Origin of the sequence: Streptomyces sp. AK010, assembly GCF_014207295.1 — a bacterium.
GTDB classification, from domain to species: domain Bacteria; phylum Actinomycetota; class Actinomycetes; order Streptomycetales; family Streptomycetaceae; genus Streptomyces; species Streptomyces massasporeus.
In genome coordinates this window covers 37,150-54,121 of record NZ_JACHCX010000015.1, presented here as the reverse complement: position 1 = coordinate 54,121, position 16,972 = coordinate 37,150, and the positions used below count along the sequence as shown (strand labels likewise).

General features: G+C 70.7%; 14 protein-coding genes. 7 read left to right on the top strand and 7 right to left on the bottom strand.

The window, feature by feature from the left end:
• Positions 1-49 precede the first annotated feature (49 nt).
• The 5 genes from HDC93_RS26150 to HDC93_RS26130 are packed head-to-tail and all read right to left on the bottom strand — an operon-like array spanning position 50 to position 5,933.
• A complete protein-coding gene (locus tag HDC93_RS26150) occupies positions 50-1,450 on the bottom strand; it encodes an MATE family efflux transporter (RefSeq protein WP_185013269.1) in 1,401 nt (466 codons plus the stop codon).
• 44 nt (positions 1,451-1,494) lie between these two features.
• Positions 1,495-2,553 (bottom strand): cysteine synthase family protein, encoded by a 1,059-nt coding sequence (locus HDC93_RS26145; RefSeq protein ID WP_185013268.1) that lies wholly within the window; start codon positions 2,551-2,553, stop codon positions 1,495-1,497.
• Between the two features lie 13 nt (positions 2,554-2,566).
• Complete coding sequence (locus HDC93_RS26140; protein ID WP_185013267.1) at positions 2,567-3,928, bottom strand: alanine racemase; 1,362 nt, start codon at positions 3,926-3,928, stop codon at positions 2,567-2,569.
• Positions 3,925-4,947: an ornithine cyclodeaminase family protein gene (locus tag HDC93_RS26135; RefSeq protein WP_185013266.1), complete on the bottom strand. Its 1,023-nt coding sequence runs from the start codon at positions 4,945-4,947 to the stop codon at positions 3,925-3,927. The genes HDC93_RS26140 and HDC93_RS26135 overlap by 4 nt, the downstream gene beginning before the upstream one ends.
• Complete coding sequence (locus HDC93_RS26130) at positions 4,944-5,933, bottom strand: TauD/TfdA family dioxygenase (RefSeq protein WP_185013265.1); 990 nt, start codon at positions 5,931-5,933, stop codon at positions 4,944-4,946. Before HDC93_RS26130 ends, HDC93_RS26135 begins: the two co-directional genes overlap by 4 nt.
• Positions 5,934-6,219: 286 nt before the next feature.
• Between HDC93_RS26130 and HDC93_RS26125 the strand changes: the two genes are divergently transcribed.
• The 6 genes from HDC93_RS26125 to HDC93_RS26100 all read left to right on the top strand — a co-directional run bounded on the left by HDC93_RS26125 (position 6,220) and on the right by HDC93_RS26100 (position 12,467).
• Complete coding sequence (locus HDC93_RS26125; protein WP_185013384.1) at positions 6,220-7,752, top strand: ABC transporter substrate-binding protein; 1,533 nt, start codon at positions 6,220-6,222, stop codon at positions 7,750-7,752.
• Positions 7,737-8,762 (top strand): ABC transporter permease, encoded by a 1,026-nt coding sequence (locus tag HDC93_RS26120; RefSeq protein WP_185013264.1) that lies wholly within the window; start codon positions 7,737-7,739, stop codon positions 8,760-8,762. The genes HDC93_RS26125 and HDC93_RS26120 overlap by 16 nt, the downstream gene beginning before the upstream one ends.
• The gene (locus tag HDC93_RS26115; RefSeq protein ID WP_185013263.1) at positions 8,759-9,574 is read left to right on the top strand and encodes an ABC transporter permease; all 816 of its coding nucleotides are present in this window, start codon (positions 8,759-8,761) and stop codon (positions 9,572-9,574) included. Before HDC93_RS26120 ends, HDC93_RS26115 begins: the two co-directional genes overlap by 4 nt.
• Before the next feature lie 35 nt (positions 9,575-9,609).
• On the top strand, positions 9,610-11,130 hold the full coding sequence (locus HDC93_RS26110; protein WP_185013262.1) for an ABC transporter ATP-binding protein: 1,521 nt from the start codon (positions 9,610-9,612) through the stop codon (positions 11,128-11,130).
• A 699-nt stretch (positions 11,131-11,829) separates the two neighbouring features.
• The gene (locus tag HDC93_RS26105; RefSeq protein ID WP_033530157.1) at positions 11,830-12,063 is read left to right on the top strand and encodes a type II toxin-antitoxin system VapB family antitoxin; all 234 of its coding nucleotides are present in this window, start codon (positions 11,830-11,832) and stop codon (positions 12,061-12,063) included.
• Positions 12,060-12,467: a PIN domain nuclease gene (locus HDC93_RS26100; RefSeq protein WP_185013261.1), complete on the top strand. Its 408-nt coding sequence runs from the start codon at positions 12,060-12,062 to the stop codon at positions 12,465-12,467. Before HDC93_RS26105 ends, HDC93_RS26100 begins: the two co-directional genes overlap by 4 nt.
• A gap of 541 nt (positions 12,468-13,008) precedes the next feature.
• On the opposite strand, the gene HDC93_RS39405 is transcribed toward HDC93_RS26100, so the two are convergent.
• Positions 13,009-14,970, bottom strand: a complete 1,962-nt coding sequence (locus HDC93_RS39405; protein ID WP_311774623.1) for a helicase C-terminal domain-containing protein — start codon at positions 14,968-14,970, stop codon at positions 13,009-13,011.
• A 28-nt stretch (positions 14,971-14,998) separates the two neighbouring features.
• The gene (locus HDC93_RS38735; protein WP_260419774.1) at positions 14,999-15,427 is read right to left on the bottom strand and encodes a hypothetical protein; all 429 of its coding nucleotides are present in this window, start codon (positions 15,425-15,427) and stop codon (positions 14,999-15,001) included.
• A gap of 1,073 nt (positions 15,428-16,500) precedes the next feature.
• Between HDC93_RS38735 and HDC93_RS26090 the strand changes: the two genes are divergently transcribed.
• Positions 16,501-16,902, top strand: a complete 402-nt coding sequence (locus HDC93_RS26090; RefSeq protein WP_398986482.1) for a transposase — start codon at positions 16,501-16,503, stop codon at positions 16,900-16,902.
• The last annotated feature ends 70 nt before the right edge of the window (positions 16,903-16,972 follow it).

Sequence of the window (16,972 nt, the reverse complement as noted above, 5' to 3'; positions counted from 1 at the left end):
GGGTGAGAGCGCAGCGCGATGCCGGATTGCCGCTCCACGGTGCCGGCGGTCAGGCCTGGGACGGCTCCGGTTCCGTGGCCCGGGGCAGTTGGCCGAGGCCCCGGTCGAAGCGGCGTAGGAGGAGTATCGCGGTGGTGGCGAGGCCGGTGAGGAGGCCGAGCCAGATGCCGAGGGTGTCCAGGTCGAGGGCGGGGCCGAGGAGGGCCGCGGCGGGCAGGCCCACGAGCCAGTAGCCGACGAGGGTGACGCGGAAGCCGCCCTTCGTGTCGTCGAGGCCGCGCAGCAGGCCCACGCCGATGTTCTGGGCGCAGTCGAAGAACTGCAGCACCGCGGCGACCAGGAGCAGTTGCGTGGCGATGTCGACCGCCCTGTCGTCACCGCTGCCGAGGAAGGGGGCGAGCACCAGGCCGGGCACGGTCACGTACACCAGGCCGACCACGGCCATCACCGCCGCCGCGCAGGCCAGGGCTGTGGTCTTCAGCCGCTGGGCCGCGGCCAGGTTGTGCAGTGCCAGCTCCCGGCTGACGCCGATGGACGCGGCGTGGGAGAGGCCGACGGCGATCTGGAAGACGATGTAGACGAGCTGGTTGACGGCGGTGTGCGCGGCCAGCGCGGCCGTGCCGAAGCTGCCGGCGAAGAGCGCGACGACGAAGAAGAAGCCCGCCTCGGATCCGTACGTGGCGGCGATCGGCGTACCCAGGCCGGTGAGTCTGCGCAGGGTGGCCGGGCGGGTCTTCCAGATGCTCAGCGACAGTACGGGGGCCAGCCGGGGGTCGCGCCGGGCGGTGAGGTACAGGGCCAGGCAGGACAGGGCGTACACCAGGCTGGTGGACAGGCCGATGCCGGGCAGGCCCAGCTCGGGGAGGATCCAGGTGCCGTGGATGAGGGCCCAGTTGAGGCCCGCGTTGACGGCGATCGAGGCGAGGGTGATGCGCAGCAGGGCCTGCGGGCGGCGCATGCCGACGGTGAACTGCCGTATCGCCTGGAACCACAGGCAGGGGATCAGTCCGGGCGCCATCGTGTAGAGGACGGGTTTCGCGGCGTCGACCACCTCCGGGTCCTGGCCGAGCCAGATCACGGCGTGCCCGATGAGCACCATCAGCACGGCGCCCACGACGCCCACGAGGGTCGACAGCAGCAGGCTCGCCCGGACGAGATCCCGGACCTCGTCCTCGGCGCCCCCTGGTGACTCGGCCGACTCCGCCCGTGCGTCGGCCGCCGCGACCTGGTTGCCGACGGCGGTGACCATGCCGACGCCCATCGTGCGCAACTGGTTGAAGATCACCATGGCGAGGCCGCCCGCCGCCAGGGCCTCGGTGCCGAGCAGGCCCATCATGACGGTGTCGGTGGTGGTGAGGGCGACCTGCGCGAGCTGGGTGAGAGCCAGTGGCACGGCCAGCGAGGCGAGGGCGCGGCTGTCGCCTACGAGGCGGGCGAGGGCGGGCGGCATCGACTTCCGTTCCTGAGTGGAGGAGGAGGCTTACGACGGGGGAGCTACCCCTGGACTTCCGGTGCGACGCGGCGGAGCTTGGCCAGCAGCTCGTCCACCTCGCGTTCGGCGTCTGGGGAGAGCAGGTCCCGGGCGCTCATCCAGTCGTCGTCGAAGACGGTGTCCAGGTACTTCTCCCCGCCGTCGTTGATCAGGGCGACCATAGTCGTACCCGGCGCCAGCGAGGTCATCCGGGTCAGCGCCTCGTACACCACCCCGCCTGCCGAGCCGCCGAGCATGAGCCCCGTGCGGCGGGCCACGGCGCGGGCGGTGGCGAACGCCTCGACGTCACCGACCTTCGCGCCCTCGTCCAGCAGGCCGTAGTCGACCATGGCGCCGATCGTCGCGCCCTCCGGAGTGCCGGTGCCGGACTGGTGGTAGTCGTGCGCGGGCGGCCCGAAGGCGATGGACCCCTTGGGCTCGACCCCGACGATCCGGACGCCGGGCACGGTCCGGCGCAACTCGCCCCCGGTGCCGAACAGCCCGCCGCCGGTGCCGACAGCCCCGATCAGGATGTCGATACGGCCGTCCAGCGCGGTGTCCAGCTCCCGGGCCACCGGGTGGTAGCCGACGCCGTTGGCGAGGTTGTTGTGCTGCTCGGTGAAGTACGCGTTGCCCGACTCGGCGGCCATCCGCTCCGCCAGTTCCTCGCGCGCCGCCGTGGCGAGGTCCTCGTCGCCCGCGTCGGCCACGTAGACCAGTTCGGCGCCCATGGCCTTCATGGCGCGCAGCTTGTCCTTGGACGCGTGGTGGTCGACGACGGCGGTGAACGTGTAGCCGCGCTCGGCGGCGACCACCGCGAGGCCGAGGCCGGTGTTGCCGGAGGTGGACTCGATGATCCGCCCGCCCGGACGCAGCAGCCCGCGCTCCTCGGCGTCGACGACCATCTGCCGGGCCATGCGTATCTTCGCCGTCCCAGTCGGGTTGAACTGCTCCAGTTTCAGCAGCAGCCGGGCGTCGCTCTCCGTGCGGCACAGCTCGAACAGCGGTGTGGCGCCGATGAGTTCGGAGACCTGGCGGACGACAGGCGGGCGGTGCAGGGGGTGGGGGTCCGGGTGGTTCATGGCTGGGAACTCCCTACGGGTGGCGGTCGAGACGCCAGCGGGGGCGGACGGAGGGGGAGTCGTACGCGGCGGCCTCGATGACGACCTTGGGCGGCAGCGGCAGCTCGTGGAACGGGGACTCGTTGGAGTCCATCTGGTACCCCGCCGTGTTGAGGTAGACGAGCAGGTCACCGGTGGCCGGGCGGACGGGGAAGGGGATCTTGCGCCAGGTGAGCATGTCCGACTCCAGGCAGGTGGCGGCGCCCACACAGGCCGGATACGGGCCCGCGTCGGCGACGTCCGCCCGGTCGGTCGGCACGAGCGCCGGATCGGGCAGGAACTCGCTCTCGAACCACTGCTCGGAGAGGCTGAGGCTGCTGCCGTCCACGGTGAGGATGTCGTAGCCGTCCCGTTCCTTGACGCCCTGGACCCGGAAGACGGTGCAGCCCGCCTGGTCCAGCAGCGCCCTGCCCGGCTCGACGAGCAGCGTCACACCGGCCGTCCGTACGAGGTCGGCCAGGCTCGACTTCTCCCCCGCCGGGGTCATCGCGAGCAGGGCGGCGAGGGCGTCGGCACCGGCGACGGGGGAGTGGTACGGGTAGTAGCCGGAGAAGGTCCTGTGCCGGTGGAAGTGCTCGGGGCGGGTGCTGTCGTGGAAGCGGCGCCAGTCCTCCGCGGTTACGTAGTCCACCGCGAAGCCGCCGCCGACGCTGATCCGGTCGGCCCGCAGCCCCAACGTACGGGCCCGCGCGCACAGCCGTACCGACTCGGCGGCGAGATCGGCCCGTTCACGGATGTCGTAGCCAGAGAGGTGGAAGCTGAACCCCGCCATGTCCACGTGCTCGGTGCGGCAGCGGTCCAGGGCCGTCCCCAGCTCGGTGTCGTCCAGACCGAAACGGCTGTGCGGCTGACCGGGGGGTAGGAGACGCAGCAACACCTGGGCGGTGCGGCCGAGTTCGCCGGCCAGGGCGAGGACGCCGTCCAGTTCGTCGAGGGCGTCCACGGCGACGAGTGCGCCGTGCAGTACGGCGACCCGTAGTAGACGGTCGTCCTTGGCCGGGCCGGTGACGACCAAATCCGTGCCGCGCACTCCGGCCGCCAGCGCCTCGCGCAGCTCCCCGTGGCTCGCCACGTCCACGCCCAGGCCCGCGACGGCGGCCCGCTCGGCGAAGACGGCGGCCTTGTTGGCCTTCTTGGCGTAGTACACGCGGCCGTCCACGCCCGCCTCGGCGAACGCTCGCCGGAAAGCGCAGGCGTTGGCGTCGAACCGCTGCGGGAACAGCACGTGGTACGGCCCGCCGAGGGCGTGGCCCAGCTCGTGCAGGAGGGCGCTGCCGGGCGGGTCGAGGAGCGCGCGCACCTCCTCGGTGGTGTGCGAGGCCAGGGAGCAGGTCACGTCCACAGCGGCACCGCCGTGCCCAGTCCCTGGGCGAGCGCGAGCTGGGCGAACCGGTGGCCGAGGGCGATGTCGGTGACGACCAGCCCGCTGTTGTAGGCGAAGATCCGCTGCCCCGGGTCCGTGCGGCCCTCGGCGCGGCCCGCCAGCACCTCCGGGAACTCGGCGTGCACGGCCCGCAGTTCGCCGTCGGAGTCGGCCATGTCCGTGCCGGTGACCCGCATCTGGGCCTCGCTGGTGGCGATGACCCGGTCGGCGGTGTGCAGGGTGGAGGGCGCGATGCCGTACCCGATCAGCACCGACAGTGCGGAGGACTTGAGCCACTCGGCCTCGACGGACGCGGGGGTGCCCGGTCCGGCGGTGGCGAGGACGATGTCCGCGTCCTCGGCGGCGGCCCTCAGGTCCGTGACGATCTCCAACTCCCGCTCGGGGAAGTACGCGTGGAGCTGTTCGCGTACGGCCCGGATGCCGTCGGGGTGGGTCCCGAAGAGCATCAGCCGGTCCAGGTCCGGCAGCGTGGTCAGCAGGAAGGGAAGAGCGAGCCGGCCCTGGATTCCGGTGCCGATGACGAGGGCGCTGCGGCTGCCGGGGGCGGCGAGTTCGCGGGCGAGGAGCGCGGAGACGGCCGGGGTGCGCAGGGCCCCGACGCGTCCGCAGTCCATCATCGCGACCGGCAGGCCCGTGGCGTCGTCGTAGAGGGTCAGCGTCGTGTAGTAGTGCTGCTTGTCGCGGTCCTCGTGGAGGCCGTACTTGTACGAGGTCTTGACCGCGACGACCCCGCGCTCCCCGTCCCGGCCGAGCATCGCGTAGGCCACGGAGTGGCCGTCCTCGGGCTTGACGGTGAGCTTGCGCGGATTGTCGGAGCGGCCCTCGGCCAGTGTGCGGTAGGCCTGTTCCACCACGGAGACGACGTCGGGCAGCGTGATGTCGATACCGGCGACGTCGCTGGTGCTGAGGACGCGCAGGGTCTTGTCGTCGGGCGTCACGGCGTTCCCTCCGGGGCTGTCGATGCGGGTCATGCGTACGCCTCCACGGCGGCCTGGCCGTAGCCGTGCTCTGCCTCCTCGGCGGGCGGCCTGGTACGGCGGCCCTCGACCCGCACGGAGGAACGTTTCAGCCAGCGGTCCGTGCCGTCGTAGCGGGCCTTGAAGGGGACCCGGCCGTGAACGACCAGATCGTTGTCCACGACCAGGACCTCACCGGGGTTCAGGCTCACCGCGACGCTGACGCGGGCGAGTTCGTCCTCCAGCCGGGCGTAGGCCGCGCGATGCTCCTCGGGTGCCTGGTCCAGTGGGGTGTAGGCGGGGTCGAAGCGCAGGGTCAGGCCCTCCTCCGACTGCCACAGCGTGGGCACGGCCGGTGGCGCGCCCGTGTAGCCCTGGGCCTTTTCGTAGGCGTCGTCGGGCAGAATCGGCAGGATCGGACGGCTGAGCAACTCCACTTCACCGGCGTCGAGTTCGACCTGGCGAATGCTGGCCGCCGTGGTGGCGACCGAGTCGTGGTTGCGCAGGCAGCCGAGGACCAGCAGATGGGCCCGGCCGGGATGGAAGGCGTCCTCGGTGTGCGGGCTGAGCAGCACGCTGCTGCTGGCACCGGTCTGTTCCTCCTCGTGGCCGGGAGACGGCACGATGTTGTGTACGAAACGGCCTTCCTGTTGGCCCTCCCAGGCGAGGGGGGTGCCCATCACCGTCGAGAGCAGCAGCAGGACCACGTCGTACACGGCGCCGGCGTCACCGGCGGTCGACCAGTGGCCGGGGGTGGGGCCGATCTCGGTGTCGTCGACGGGCAGACCGCGCAGCACGAACAGGCCGTCGGCGGTGTCCACGGGGCGGCAGGCGTGGCGTATTCCCTCGCTCAGCGAGGCGGCGGCGGAGGGGACTTCTGCCAGCAGGCCGGGGTGGGTGGCCGAGCCGTCGTACTCGGTGAGGAGGGTGCGGGCGGCGGAGATCAGTTCGGCCGCCGAGTCGGGATCGAGCAGACGTACGGGTGCGGTTCCCGTGGGCATGGGGGATCTGTCCGTTCCAGTGCGGGGTGCGGTGCGGGGTCCGTGCAGTGGTCTACGGGCATGGGGAAGAAGGCCTTCCGGGGCGGGCCGCGTGGTCGTGGTGCGGCACCGGGAAGCCCTGCTGAAACATAGCCAGCTCTTAGATATCAGGCAAGGCTTACCTAAGTAGGACCTAGGTCACGTCGAGGCGGTCTTGTCACACAGGAGTCACGCAAGATAGGTAAGGCTAAGCAAAATCGGCCAACTGCGGGAGAACGAGGAACAAGTGGAGCTGACGCGACGTCACATGCTCTGGCTCGGCGGCGCCATCGGCGCAGGCGCCCTGCTCACCGCTTGCGGTGGCGGCGGCGAGGAGCCGAACGCATCCGCCACCGGCGGTTCGGCCAAGCCGGTCAAGGGCGGCACCCTGCGGGTCGGCGCGCTCGGCAGGGCCGGCGCCATCACCCGGGACCCCCACGGCAGCCAGGCCAACGAGAGTGACTACCTCATCCTCAGCCTGATCTACGACACCCTGACCGTCCCCGGTGAAAAGCCCAACACCGAGCCCCGCCTCGCCGCGAGCTGGAAGGCCTCGGACGACCTGAAGACCTGGCGGTTCACCATCGCCAAGGGCGCGAAGTTCCACGACGGTTCCCCCGTCACCGCCGAGGACGTCGTCTTCTCACTGAAGCGGCTGCGCGCGACCCCGGCCGGCGCCTCCCGGCTGCCCGGTATCCAGGAGAAGAACATCTCCGCCGAGGGCACCGACACCGTCGTGATCGTCTCCGACTACGCCAACGCCGAACTGCCCCTGCTGGTCCGGCTCACCACCTTCGTCATCCCCCAGGGCACCACCGACAAGAACATAGCCAAGGCCCCCGGCACGGGCCCCTTCAAGCTCGACTGGTTCCGCGGCGGCAACGCGCGCCTCGTCCGCAACGACGACTGGTACGGCGGCGACGTGTACCTCGACGCCATCGAGGTCAAGATCTTCGAGAGCCCGCAGGCCATGGCGAGCGCCCTGCTAGCCGGCCAGATCGACCTCGCCTCCAACGTCGGCGCCGTCGCCGCCCGCACGGCCGAGAGCCGCAAGGACATCCGGACCGTCCGCCGCCCCAACGACATGGCGATGCCCATCGTCATGCGGACCGCCGGCGGCCCGTTCGCCGACCCGAAGGTCCGCGAGGCGCTGCGCCTGGCCGTCGACCGCGAGGCCATGGTCAAGCAGGTCCTGTCCGGCTACGGCACCGTCGCCAACGACATCCTCGGCACCGGCGACCCCGCCTACGACAAGAGCATCCCCCAGCGCACCCGCGACCTCGCCAAGGCCAAGGAGCTGCTGAAGGAAGCCAAGTTCGACACCTCCAAGACGTACGAGCTCTACACCGCCGAGGACATCGCCGGCCTCGCCGAGTCGGCCACCCTCTTCGCCACCCAGGTCCGTGAGGCGGGCGTGAAGGTAAAGGTCGTCAAGCAGGAGTCGGCCACATTCTGGGACAAGACCTGGCTCAAGGGCGACCTCTACACCACCTACTGGGGCACCAACGACTCGGTGGTCTTCTTCGCCAGCAAGACCATGGTCTCCGAAAGCGGCACCAACGAGGCCGGCTGGAAGGACAAGGCCTTCGACACGGCGTACGAGAAGGCCATCGGCACCGCCGACGCGAGCGAGCGCACCGCACTGCTGAGGGAACTCCAGCAGATCGAGTACGACAGCTCCGGCTACCTGCTGTGGGGCATGGCCGACGGCATCGACCTCGCCGGCGCCAAGGTCAACGGGCTGCCCACGCTCCCCGGTTACGGCAGGGTCCAGCTCGAGCGGGCATGGCTGGCCCGTTGACCGCTGACACGGCCGCACCCGCCGGGCCCTCTCCCGAGACGGAGAGGGCCCGGCGACCGCGTGCCGCTGTCCCGCTGCTCGCTGCCCGGATCGGTCTCGTCGTACTGAAACGGGCGATGCTGCTCGCGGTGCTCCTGGCGCTGGTCTTCGGCACGGTCGAACTGCTGCCGGGCGATGCCGCCGACGCCACCTCGGAGCGCGGCGAGAGCGCCGCCGACACCGAGGCGCGGCGGAAACTGCTCGGCCTCGACCGGCCGGTCCTGGAACGCTTCTGGGACTGGATGGGCGGCCTGCCCACGGGGGACCTGGGAGTGTCGGCGCGCGGAGAGAAGGTCACCGACCTGCTGTCGTCGGCGTTCCCCAACACCCTCCTCCTCGGCGGACTCGCGCTGCTGCTGACCGCGGTGCTCTCCCTCTCCCTCGGCTGCTGGGCCGCGCTCCGGCCCGGCGGACGCGTCGACCGCGCGGTCTCCGGCACCGCCACCGCGGTCCTCGCACTGCCCGAGTTCGTCGTCGCCGTCGCCCTGGTCTTGGTGCTCTCGCTGTGGACCGGCTGGCTGCCCGCCGTCACCCTCACCGACGCCGACGGAACACCCGCCGACTGGACCATGCTGATCCTGCCCGTGCTCGCCCTGACCGTCCCGCAGGCCGGCTGGAACGTACGCATCGTGCGCGCCGCCCTCGCCGACGAGGCCCGCGCCCCGCACGTGGAGACCGCCGTCCTCGACGGCCTCCCGCCCCACCGCGTCCTCACCCACCACGTCCTGCCGGGCGCCCTGCCCACCATCACCGCGGGACTCGCCACCTCCACCGGCATGCTCCTCGGCGGCGCGGTCGTGGTCGAAACCATCTTCAACTACCCCGGCATCGGTTCGGTCCTGGCCTCCGCCGTGACCGACCGAGACAGCCCCGTCATCGCCGGCGTGACAGCCCTGTCGGGAGCGGTCATCACGGGCGTACTGCTGCTGGCCGACCTGGTACGGGACCTGATGGCAGGAGTACGCCGATGAGCCCCCGCACCCGGGCGACAGCCCTCCGCGTGCTGCCCGCGCTGCTGCTGGTCGCTCTCGCCCTCGCCGGGCCCTGGCTGGCCCCGCATCCCATCGACGCCCCGGTCGCCGCCCCGTACGCGGAACCCGGCGGGGACGCCCTGCTCGGCGGTGACCAACTGGGCCGGGACGTGCTGAGCAGGCTGCTGGCCGGTGGACGTGACCTGGTCCTCTCCTCGCTGCTCGTCGCCGCACTGGTCACCGGCAGCGCCGCGGTCCTCGGCGCGATCGGCGCCCTGCGCCCGCGCGTGGGACGTCTGGTGGAACGGGTCGCCGACCTGCTGATGCTGCTGCCCGCCGTGCTCGGCATCCTGCTCGTCACCCTGTCGTGGCCGGACGGCGGCCGGCTCGCCGTGATCGTCGCCGCCGTCGTCCTCGGTGTGCCGTACGCGGTGCGGCTCGCGGCCGGTGCGGCGGCCCCGGTGGCCGCCTCCGGCTATGTCGAGGCCGCGGCAGCGGGCGGCGAACGGCTGTGGCACCTCGTGCTGCGCGAGGTCCTGCCCAACCTGCGAGCCACCCTGCTCGCCCTGTTCGGGCTGCGCTTCGTCGCCGCCGTCTACCTGGTCGCCACCGCGGGCTTCCTCCAGGTCGGGCCCCAACCCCCCGCCGCCGACTGGGCGCTGATGATCCGCGAGAACTCCTCCGGCATCCTCCTCAACCCCTGGTCCGTCGTCGCACCCAGCGCCGCCGTCGGCCTCCTCGCCCTCTGCGTCAACCTCGCGGCGGCCGCCCTCGCCCCCCAGACCGGCCGGAAGGCGGTGACCGTCCTGTGAGCACACCCGACCCGTACCGGAAGGACCACTCCCCGATGCCCGCCACCACCCCGGCGGCCCGGGTCACCGACCTCACCGTGGCCGCACCCGACGGGCGGACCCTGCTACAAGGCGCCCGGCTCACTCTGCGGCCGGGCAGACTGGTCGCGCTGACCGGCCCCTCCGGCTCAGGCAAGACCACGCTGCTGCGCGCCCTCACCGGGCTCCTGCCGCCCGGCACCGAGCACACGTCCGGGCGCGTGGAAGTCCTCGGCAGCGACGTGTTCGCCCTGTCCGAACGGGAGCTGCGAGCCCTGCGCCGCGAGCGGCTCGCCTACGTCGGCCAGGACCCAGGCTCGGGGCTGAACCCCCGTATGCGCGTCCGCTCCCTCCTGCGCGAACTCAGCGACGACCGCACCCCGGAGGCGGTGCGGGCACTCCTCGCCGAGGTGCGGCTCCCTGACGCCGGCCGCCTCGTCACCCGGCGGCCGGCGGCCCTGTCCGGCGGACAGCAGCGCCGGGTGGCCCTCGCCCGCGCCCTGGCCCGCCGCCCCCGGATCCTCCTCCTCGACGAGCCGACCGCCGGCCTGCACCCCGAACTCCGGGATGCAATCAGCGAGTTGCTGCGCCACCTCACCCGCGAGCACCAGCTGGCCGTCGCACTCTCCTGCCACGACCCCGAACTCGTCGAGCGGATCGCGGACGAGGTGGTGGAACTCCGCACGCAGGTCCCACGGCCGCGTTCGTCCCGCGCGATCGACGCGCCGACCGAGGACCTGGTGGAGCGTCGGCCACACAAGACCGGATCGGCGGACGTACCCGTGCTCGACGTGTGCGATCTCCGAGTCACCTTCGGCCGACGCTCGGACGTCCCCACGCTGGACAGCGTCTCGCTGACTGTCGCTCGTGGATCGGCGACCGGCATTGTCGGCGCCTCGGGATCCGGAAAGACCACCCTCGTCCGCGCCGTGGTCGGGCTGCAACCGATGACCGCCGGGACGATCCGCCTCGACGGGGTGCCGCTGAGCACCGGTCTGCGCGGCCGCAGCCGCGAACAGCGCCGCCGCATCCAGTTGGTCACACAGAACCCGCTCGGCGCGCTCAACCCCAGCCGCACGGTCGGCGCCGCGCTCGGCAGGCCGCTGCGGCTGCACCGGCGGTGCGCGTCCGGTGAGGTGCCGGCCCGGGTGGCGGGCCTGCTCGAACAGGTGGGGCTGCCTCCCGAGTTCGCCTCCCGCTACCCGCACGAACTGTCCGGCGGACAGCGTCAGCGGGTGGCCATCGCGCGGGCGCTGGCGGCCGATCCGGACGTGCTGATCTGCGACGAGGTGACCTCGGCGCTGGACTCCGCCACCGCTGAGGCGGTCATGGACCTGCTGGTCCGGCTGCGAAAGGAGCGCGGCATGGCCCTCGTCCTCATCAGCCACGACCTCCCGCTCATCGCCGACCGCACCGACACGGTCACCGTCCTCGACGCCGGTCTCACCGTCGAGACCGGCCCCACGGCAACCGTCTTCACCACTCCGAGCCACTCGGCGACCCGGGCTCTCCTGCGGACGCCGGCGGGGATGGCGTGACGTACCCGGTCTTCTCTCCGGGGAGACATCCCGGCCTTCGACGTGGGCTGTCGAGGCTCTGTTCCGGACAACGGATCGATGCTCTTGCGCGAGGGAAGGACAATCCGCTGCGGACGCTTCGGAGGGCCCTTTCCGAGCAGGAGAGACGGCCACCGAACCGGTTGGGCTTGTCCCTCCGGGACGCGTTCTGGACGCAGGTTGGACACAAGGATCGGAAAAGACTGACAAGGGCCGAGAAGGTCTGAGGCGTCAAGCATCGTCTGACCTGGGGAAACGACCAAGATGGGCATTGATCGACAAGGGTCGCCAAGATCCTCAAAGGACTCATAATCCGTCGGCCGTGGGTTCGAGTCCCACCCGCCCCACCACTCGCTACGCGAGGAGAAACCGTCTGACCAGGCGTTTTCCCGGTCAGGGTGAGAGTCGGAGGGTCCTGGCGGCCCGTGGTGATCATGATTTCTTGATCGTCTGGACAAAGTCTGGACGCCGATTCCGGTTAAGTCGGGCATCGCGCTGATGGGGTGTTTCGTGTCGGCGTCGGATAAGTCTCCACTAGCTCGTCCCGCAGTGAGAAGTGGGCCCATGTGAACGCCTTGACGCCGGCGCGCCTCCCCTGCGTGGTCTGTTTGTGATTGATGGTCGCGCTCGATGTTGGTGATGTATCCTGGGTGCATACATCGTGGACGTTGGAGGTGTGCGATGTCCGTCACGCAGATTGATCTCGACGACGAGGCACTGGCCGAGGCCATGCGGCTCATGGGTGCCACGACGAAGAAGGAGACCGTCAACGCGGCCCTTCGGGACTACGTAGCGCGGATCAGGAGGCTCGAGGCCGCGGAGAAGCTGGCCGCGCGAGGTGAGCGCGGCGAGTTTGAGCAGGCCGCAGCGGCGCATGAAGCCGAGAAGCGTGCGCGGCGCGAGGCCTTCGAGTGATCACGTATCTGGTCGACACCTCGGCTCTGTGGCATCTGTTCCGTACCCCAGGTGCGCTGCGCCCCTGGGAGGGACACATCGCCGCCGGGGTGTTCCACGTCTGTGAGCCGACACGAGCCGAATTCCTCTACTCGGCGACCAGCCCCTCTCACCGAGATGAGCTGGCCGAGGAACTGGACGCGCTCTGTCTGCTCTCTCCGGTTCCGAAGAGCGCCTGGCGGTGGGTCGACACCGCCCAGTACAAACTGACCCAGAGGGGCCAGCATCGGGCGGCGGGAGCGATCGACCTGTTGGTGTGTGCGACAGCTGTACACCATGGGCACACCGTCCTCCACGTGGACAATGACTTCGCGACGGTGGCCGGAGTCCTCAAGGAAGTTCAGCAGCGAGACGCACGAGCCTGATCTCCGAAGGCAGGTCACGTCGGTCGGCCTCTGACCTCGGTGATCGATGTCTCCTGGAGCGCACCAGCCGTCCTTCTGGTAATGGGGCCGACTGTACGCACCACCGCGCGCCACGGGCCTCCTCGTGGATCGCGGGATCGCTTGGGCCAAGGCGGTTCCTACCGGGCCTGGCGGCCATCGGCGAGCTATCCCCGCGTGCACGGGGCTCACGCCAAGACGAACATCCGTGGCAGCCTCAACGTGGAGTCATCCCCGCGTGCGTGGGGCCGACGACGTGGCCCAACCGTGCCGCTGTACCTGCACGGGGCTATCCCCGCGCTCGCGGGTATAGCCCCGTCATCCAGCGCGAGACCGGTACGGTCTCGTATTCGGCCCCGCGCTTGCGGAGATAGGTCCAAGGCTGGCGTCGAGGGGTCCGAGACGGTCAAGTCGGCCCTGCCCACGTGGGGATAGTCCGTACGGTGTCACCCTTGAGGCGGCGGAGGAAATGTCGACCCCGCGTACTTGGGGGCGATCCACCTGCCCTTCAGTCGCCCGGGCGTTATGCCGGGGGCATCACCGTGTGGATCCGGGACAGGGTGAACACCCGCTCCGCACCGCGTAGATGACACCAGGCGTACAGATACGGAGGGTCGAGGTCGAGGCCGCTGATGGTGCGGATCGTGCGGCTGCCCGTGGTGGCGACGTACTCGATGGTGACCGCCGTCCCACTGTCGACGGCGTGGGCGAGTTGGCGGACATCGGCGTGGGGGATCTGGGTCGCGTATCCGGCGATGGTTTCTTCGGTATCGGTGGCGAAGGGGATGTCGTTGCAGGGGTCGGGGGCGGGATGGGTCAGTGGGGCGCCCGCGAGTCGGGTGGCCAGCGCGGCCAGCTCGGCCTGCTTCGGGGTGGCGGTCGTGCGGGATGGGGTGCTGGGCCTGCTGACCGCTCTGCGCGGGGGCGGTACCGGCGCGGTCGCCCGGGGGCTGCGGGGTCGTTCGACGCGCACGGTTCCGTCGGCTGTCTCCGCGACCGGCGCGTATCCCTCGGTCCGCAGTGCGGCGAGGGTTTTCTCCAGCGGGGTGCGGCTGACGAGGACGGTCGGCGCAAGGTGCCGCAGGCCCAGTCTGGAGAGTTTGCGGTGGGCGGCGATCTCGGTGAGGAGGGCGGGTTCCTCGCCGTGGATGACGCAGGCGGCCGAGGCGATGCGGATCCGGCCGTGGCTGCGTGCCGTGTCCGTGATCAGGTAGGACAGGAGCTGGGGCACCGGGCCCGCGGCGACGGCACCCAAGTCGGCCTCGATGGAGTCCGGGCGATGGCCGGCGTCCACGGCGCGGCGGACGCTCGCCGGGCTGAACCGCCACAGCGAGGCCGTGCCGCTGGTCTCCCGGTCGGCGACCGAGTCCAGCAGCGTGACCAGCCGCGCGGCGGGCGTGCCGGTGACGACAGCGGTCAGGTCGCTGCCGAAGCGGGCCGTCGCGGTGGCGGCGGGAAGCAAGTGGTGGCAGGCGGCGGCCAGTTCCTCGGTGCTGTCGGCCGACAGAGCGGCGCCGATCGGGGACAGCGCACCGCGAGCGAGGACACCGAGCAGCTCCGCCTCCCGGATCACGGTGGCGAACGGCATCGCGTCCTGTGGCAGCACCTCGGCGAGTGGCCGTGACCAGTGGGCAAGAGGCCCCAGTTCGGCTGCGTTCTTCGCGCCTTGCCCGGCCGGAAGCCGGGAAGCGGCGGTGAGCAGCCCCTGCCGGGCCTGGAGGCAGCCGGCGCAGGACGGGGTCCCGGCCAGGGCGGGCAGCACCTTGTTGTCGTTGTCGCGGGCCTGCGAGGGGGTGAGCCCAAGTGTCCACCAGGCGTGCAGCAATACCGGAAGTCGCTCTGCGGGCTCCGACTCGGCCCAGGTGTCGTAGGCGTCCGTCGTCGCGACCCGGTCGCCGTCACGGGCCATGAGACCGGCTTCGTACGCCGTCTCGAGGGTGAGACGTACGACGGTCTCCTCGCAGCGTGCTGCCTTGCCGATCCTGGCCAGTTCGCGTGCTCCGACGCCGCCGGACTTCAGCCGGGCGGGCGGAGCCGTCGCACACACCGACAGGACCGAGGCGGCGTGGGCGGCGAACGCCATGGCCGCGGCGGACGCCTCACTGTCGACTTCCGCCGGGGAGACGGGCACCAGGGGTGTGACGGGCGGCGCGGGGTCGAACGGAGGATGCCAGCCTGGTCCGCGCAGCGCGAGCGCCACCTCGGCGGGCATCCGTGCGGGGCCGTAGCCGTATCGATGCTGGACCAGCAGCCCCCGCTCCAGCGCCCAGCGCGTACCCGGTTCAGAAGCGGGCTGGCTCCCGAAGAGGACGAATGCCTGCGGTCGGTACGCGGGGTCCGCTCTGCGTTTCAGCAGTTTCCGGGTGTCGGCCGGTGCCTGGGCTACCACCGCGGCGACACGTGCCCGGTCGCTGTGGTGCTCCACGAGCGATGCGAGGCGCTGCGGTTTGGTGCCGGGAGGCCACACGCCCAGAGCTGTGAGCATGCGGCGCAATTCCTCGGAGGTCGTGTCCTTAGACAGCGCCGCCAGCGGCTGGTCCAGCCCGAGCGGCGTGTCCCACGCCTGCCGCAGGGGGCGCGGCCATGCGCAGTGCTCCCTCGCGGTCCGGCCAGACCAGCGCATGCGTGGACAGCGTCTGGAGCGCCGTTTCCAGACCGCGTGCGGCCCGGCCCTCCGTCGCGTTCAGCAGGTCGGCCAGGACGTCCCTAGAGGCTGGCGCACCCAGCGCCGCCAGTGCCTCGGCTGTCTGCAGGGCGGGCAGCGGGAGCCGGGGCAGCGCGAGCGCGACCGAGCCCGGGCGTTGCAGGCGTTCGGCCAGTTCGCTCACCGAGCGGGGCTCCGGCGGGGACACGGCGTCCGGCCGTGCCGCGAGTACCCGCTCCAAGTGTTCGGCGCTGAGGCGGTGGAGCCATGCTGCGAGGGTTGACTTACCGGACTTCACTGATCAGTGCACCTCGTCGAGGGAAACGCCACGCTTCGCGCCCACAGGCTGGGCGAGACGCGCGGTGCCGTACGGCCTCCAAGCATGGCGCATCCGGCGGGTGCCGCAGGGCCGTCGTCAGAGATTCGCGGACATGGCCGCGCCGGGTCTCTCTTCCCACACAAAGTCGTCGCCGTGTGGCAGATGGAGAAGCCGGAGAGGGATCGGTCGTGCAAGGCGAGAGGGAACCGTAGCCGTGCGGAGGGCTGCATGGTGGGCCCGTACTGGACACGCAGTGGACGGAAGGACCGGTAACGATCAGGAAGACCGGAGCAGGAAGCGGCGGTCGCCACCCTTGTGACCTGCATAAAGAGGAAGGCAAGGGAAGGAATCCGGACGGGAGCGAAACACCCGTAAGGACTCATGATCCGTCGGCCGTGGGTTCGAGTCCCACCCGCCCCACCTGTGCAGGGCTCTGACCTGCGGAAACGTTCAATTTGTCCTGCCGGATCGTCAACTTCGCCTGAACGGACTGAATCCGCTGCTCGCAAGTTTGGCGCCTGACCGTGTCTGATTCGACAGATGGCCTACTGACCTGCACGAATGCGTGCCGATGTGCTCCCATCGGGGCGTGTCCTGCTCGGCGTAGTTGTGGCAGGACCATGTGTTGAGGCCATCCTGAGGCCGGAGGCGCGGGGGAATGCCTCGGAGTCGTTGTTCGACGAGTCGTCCGCATGTTGCGCAGGGCGATTCACGTGGCGATCGTCTGGGGTTCCTGGCCTTGCGAGGAGTGCACCCCGCAAGAGTCCTGAGGAGCCAAGGAAACGGCCCCAACAGAAAACTGGCCTGGAGGGCGGTCGACCTTTCCCATGCCGCCATGACGCTGGTCTGGGACGTCATCGGACCTACTCGTGGCGCGAGACCGCGGGGAGGCGAGGCCGAGCCCGACCATCCGTCCTACAGGGATGCGACTCGGCCCGTATGGGTTTTCGTGCGGTGTCCGTACAAGATCGACCCAGGAGGCGGAGGGCGCTGCACGCAACCACCACGGTCGCAGGTGCCGTTGCTGGTGCCGCAGCGAAGGACGACATGCCATGCGCACGGACGTGTTCTACTCGGTCCGCGAGTACCGGGGCCGCAAGGGCGAGCCGAAGGGCATCGGCTGGCGCGACCTGCTGGTCAGGGCGCACATCCAGCTCGGTGGCCCGATCGTGCTCGTATGGGACAACCTGCGTATGCGCCTGGTCGAACCGATGCGCCGGTTCATCGCCGACCACGCGGACCGGCTCACCGTCTTCCAGCTCCCGAGTCACTCACCGGACTTGAACCCGCAAGAGGGCATCCGGTCGCTGGTCAAGCGCGACATCGGCAACATCGCCGCAGCCGACCTCGGGCAGATCACCCGGGCCGTCAAGCGCAGACTCAAGCAGATCCAGTACCGCCCGGACCTGGTCGACGGGTGCCTGGCCGGCACCGGCCTGGTCACAGATGGCTGACAGACATCACGAATCCAAGTCCCGTAGTCGGCGTGGCACGGCCTCGTACCGATCGCGGCCTTCATGCTGA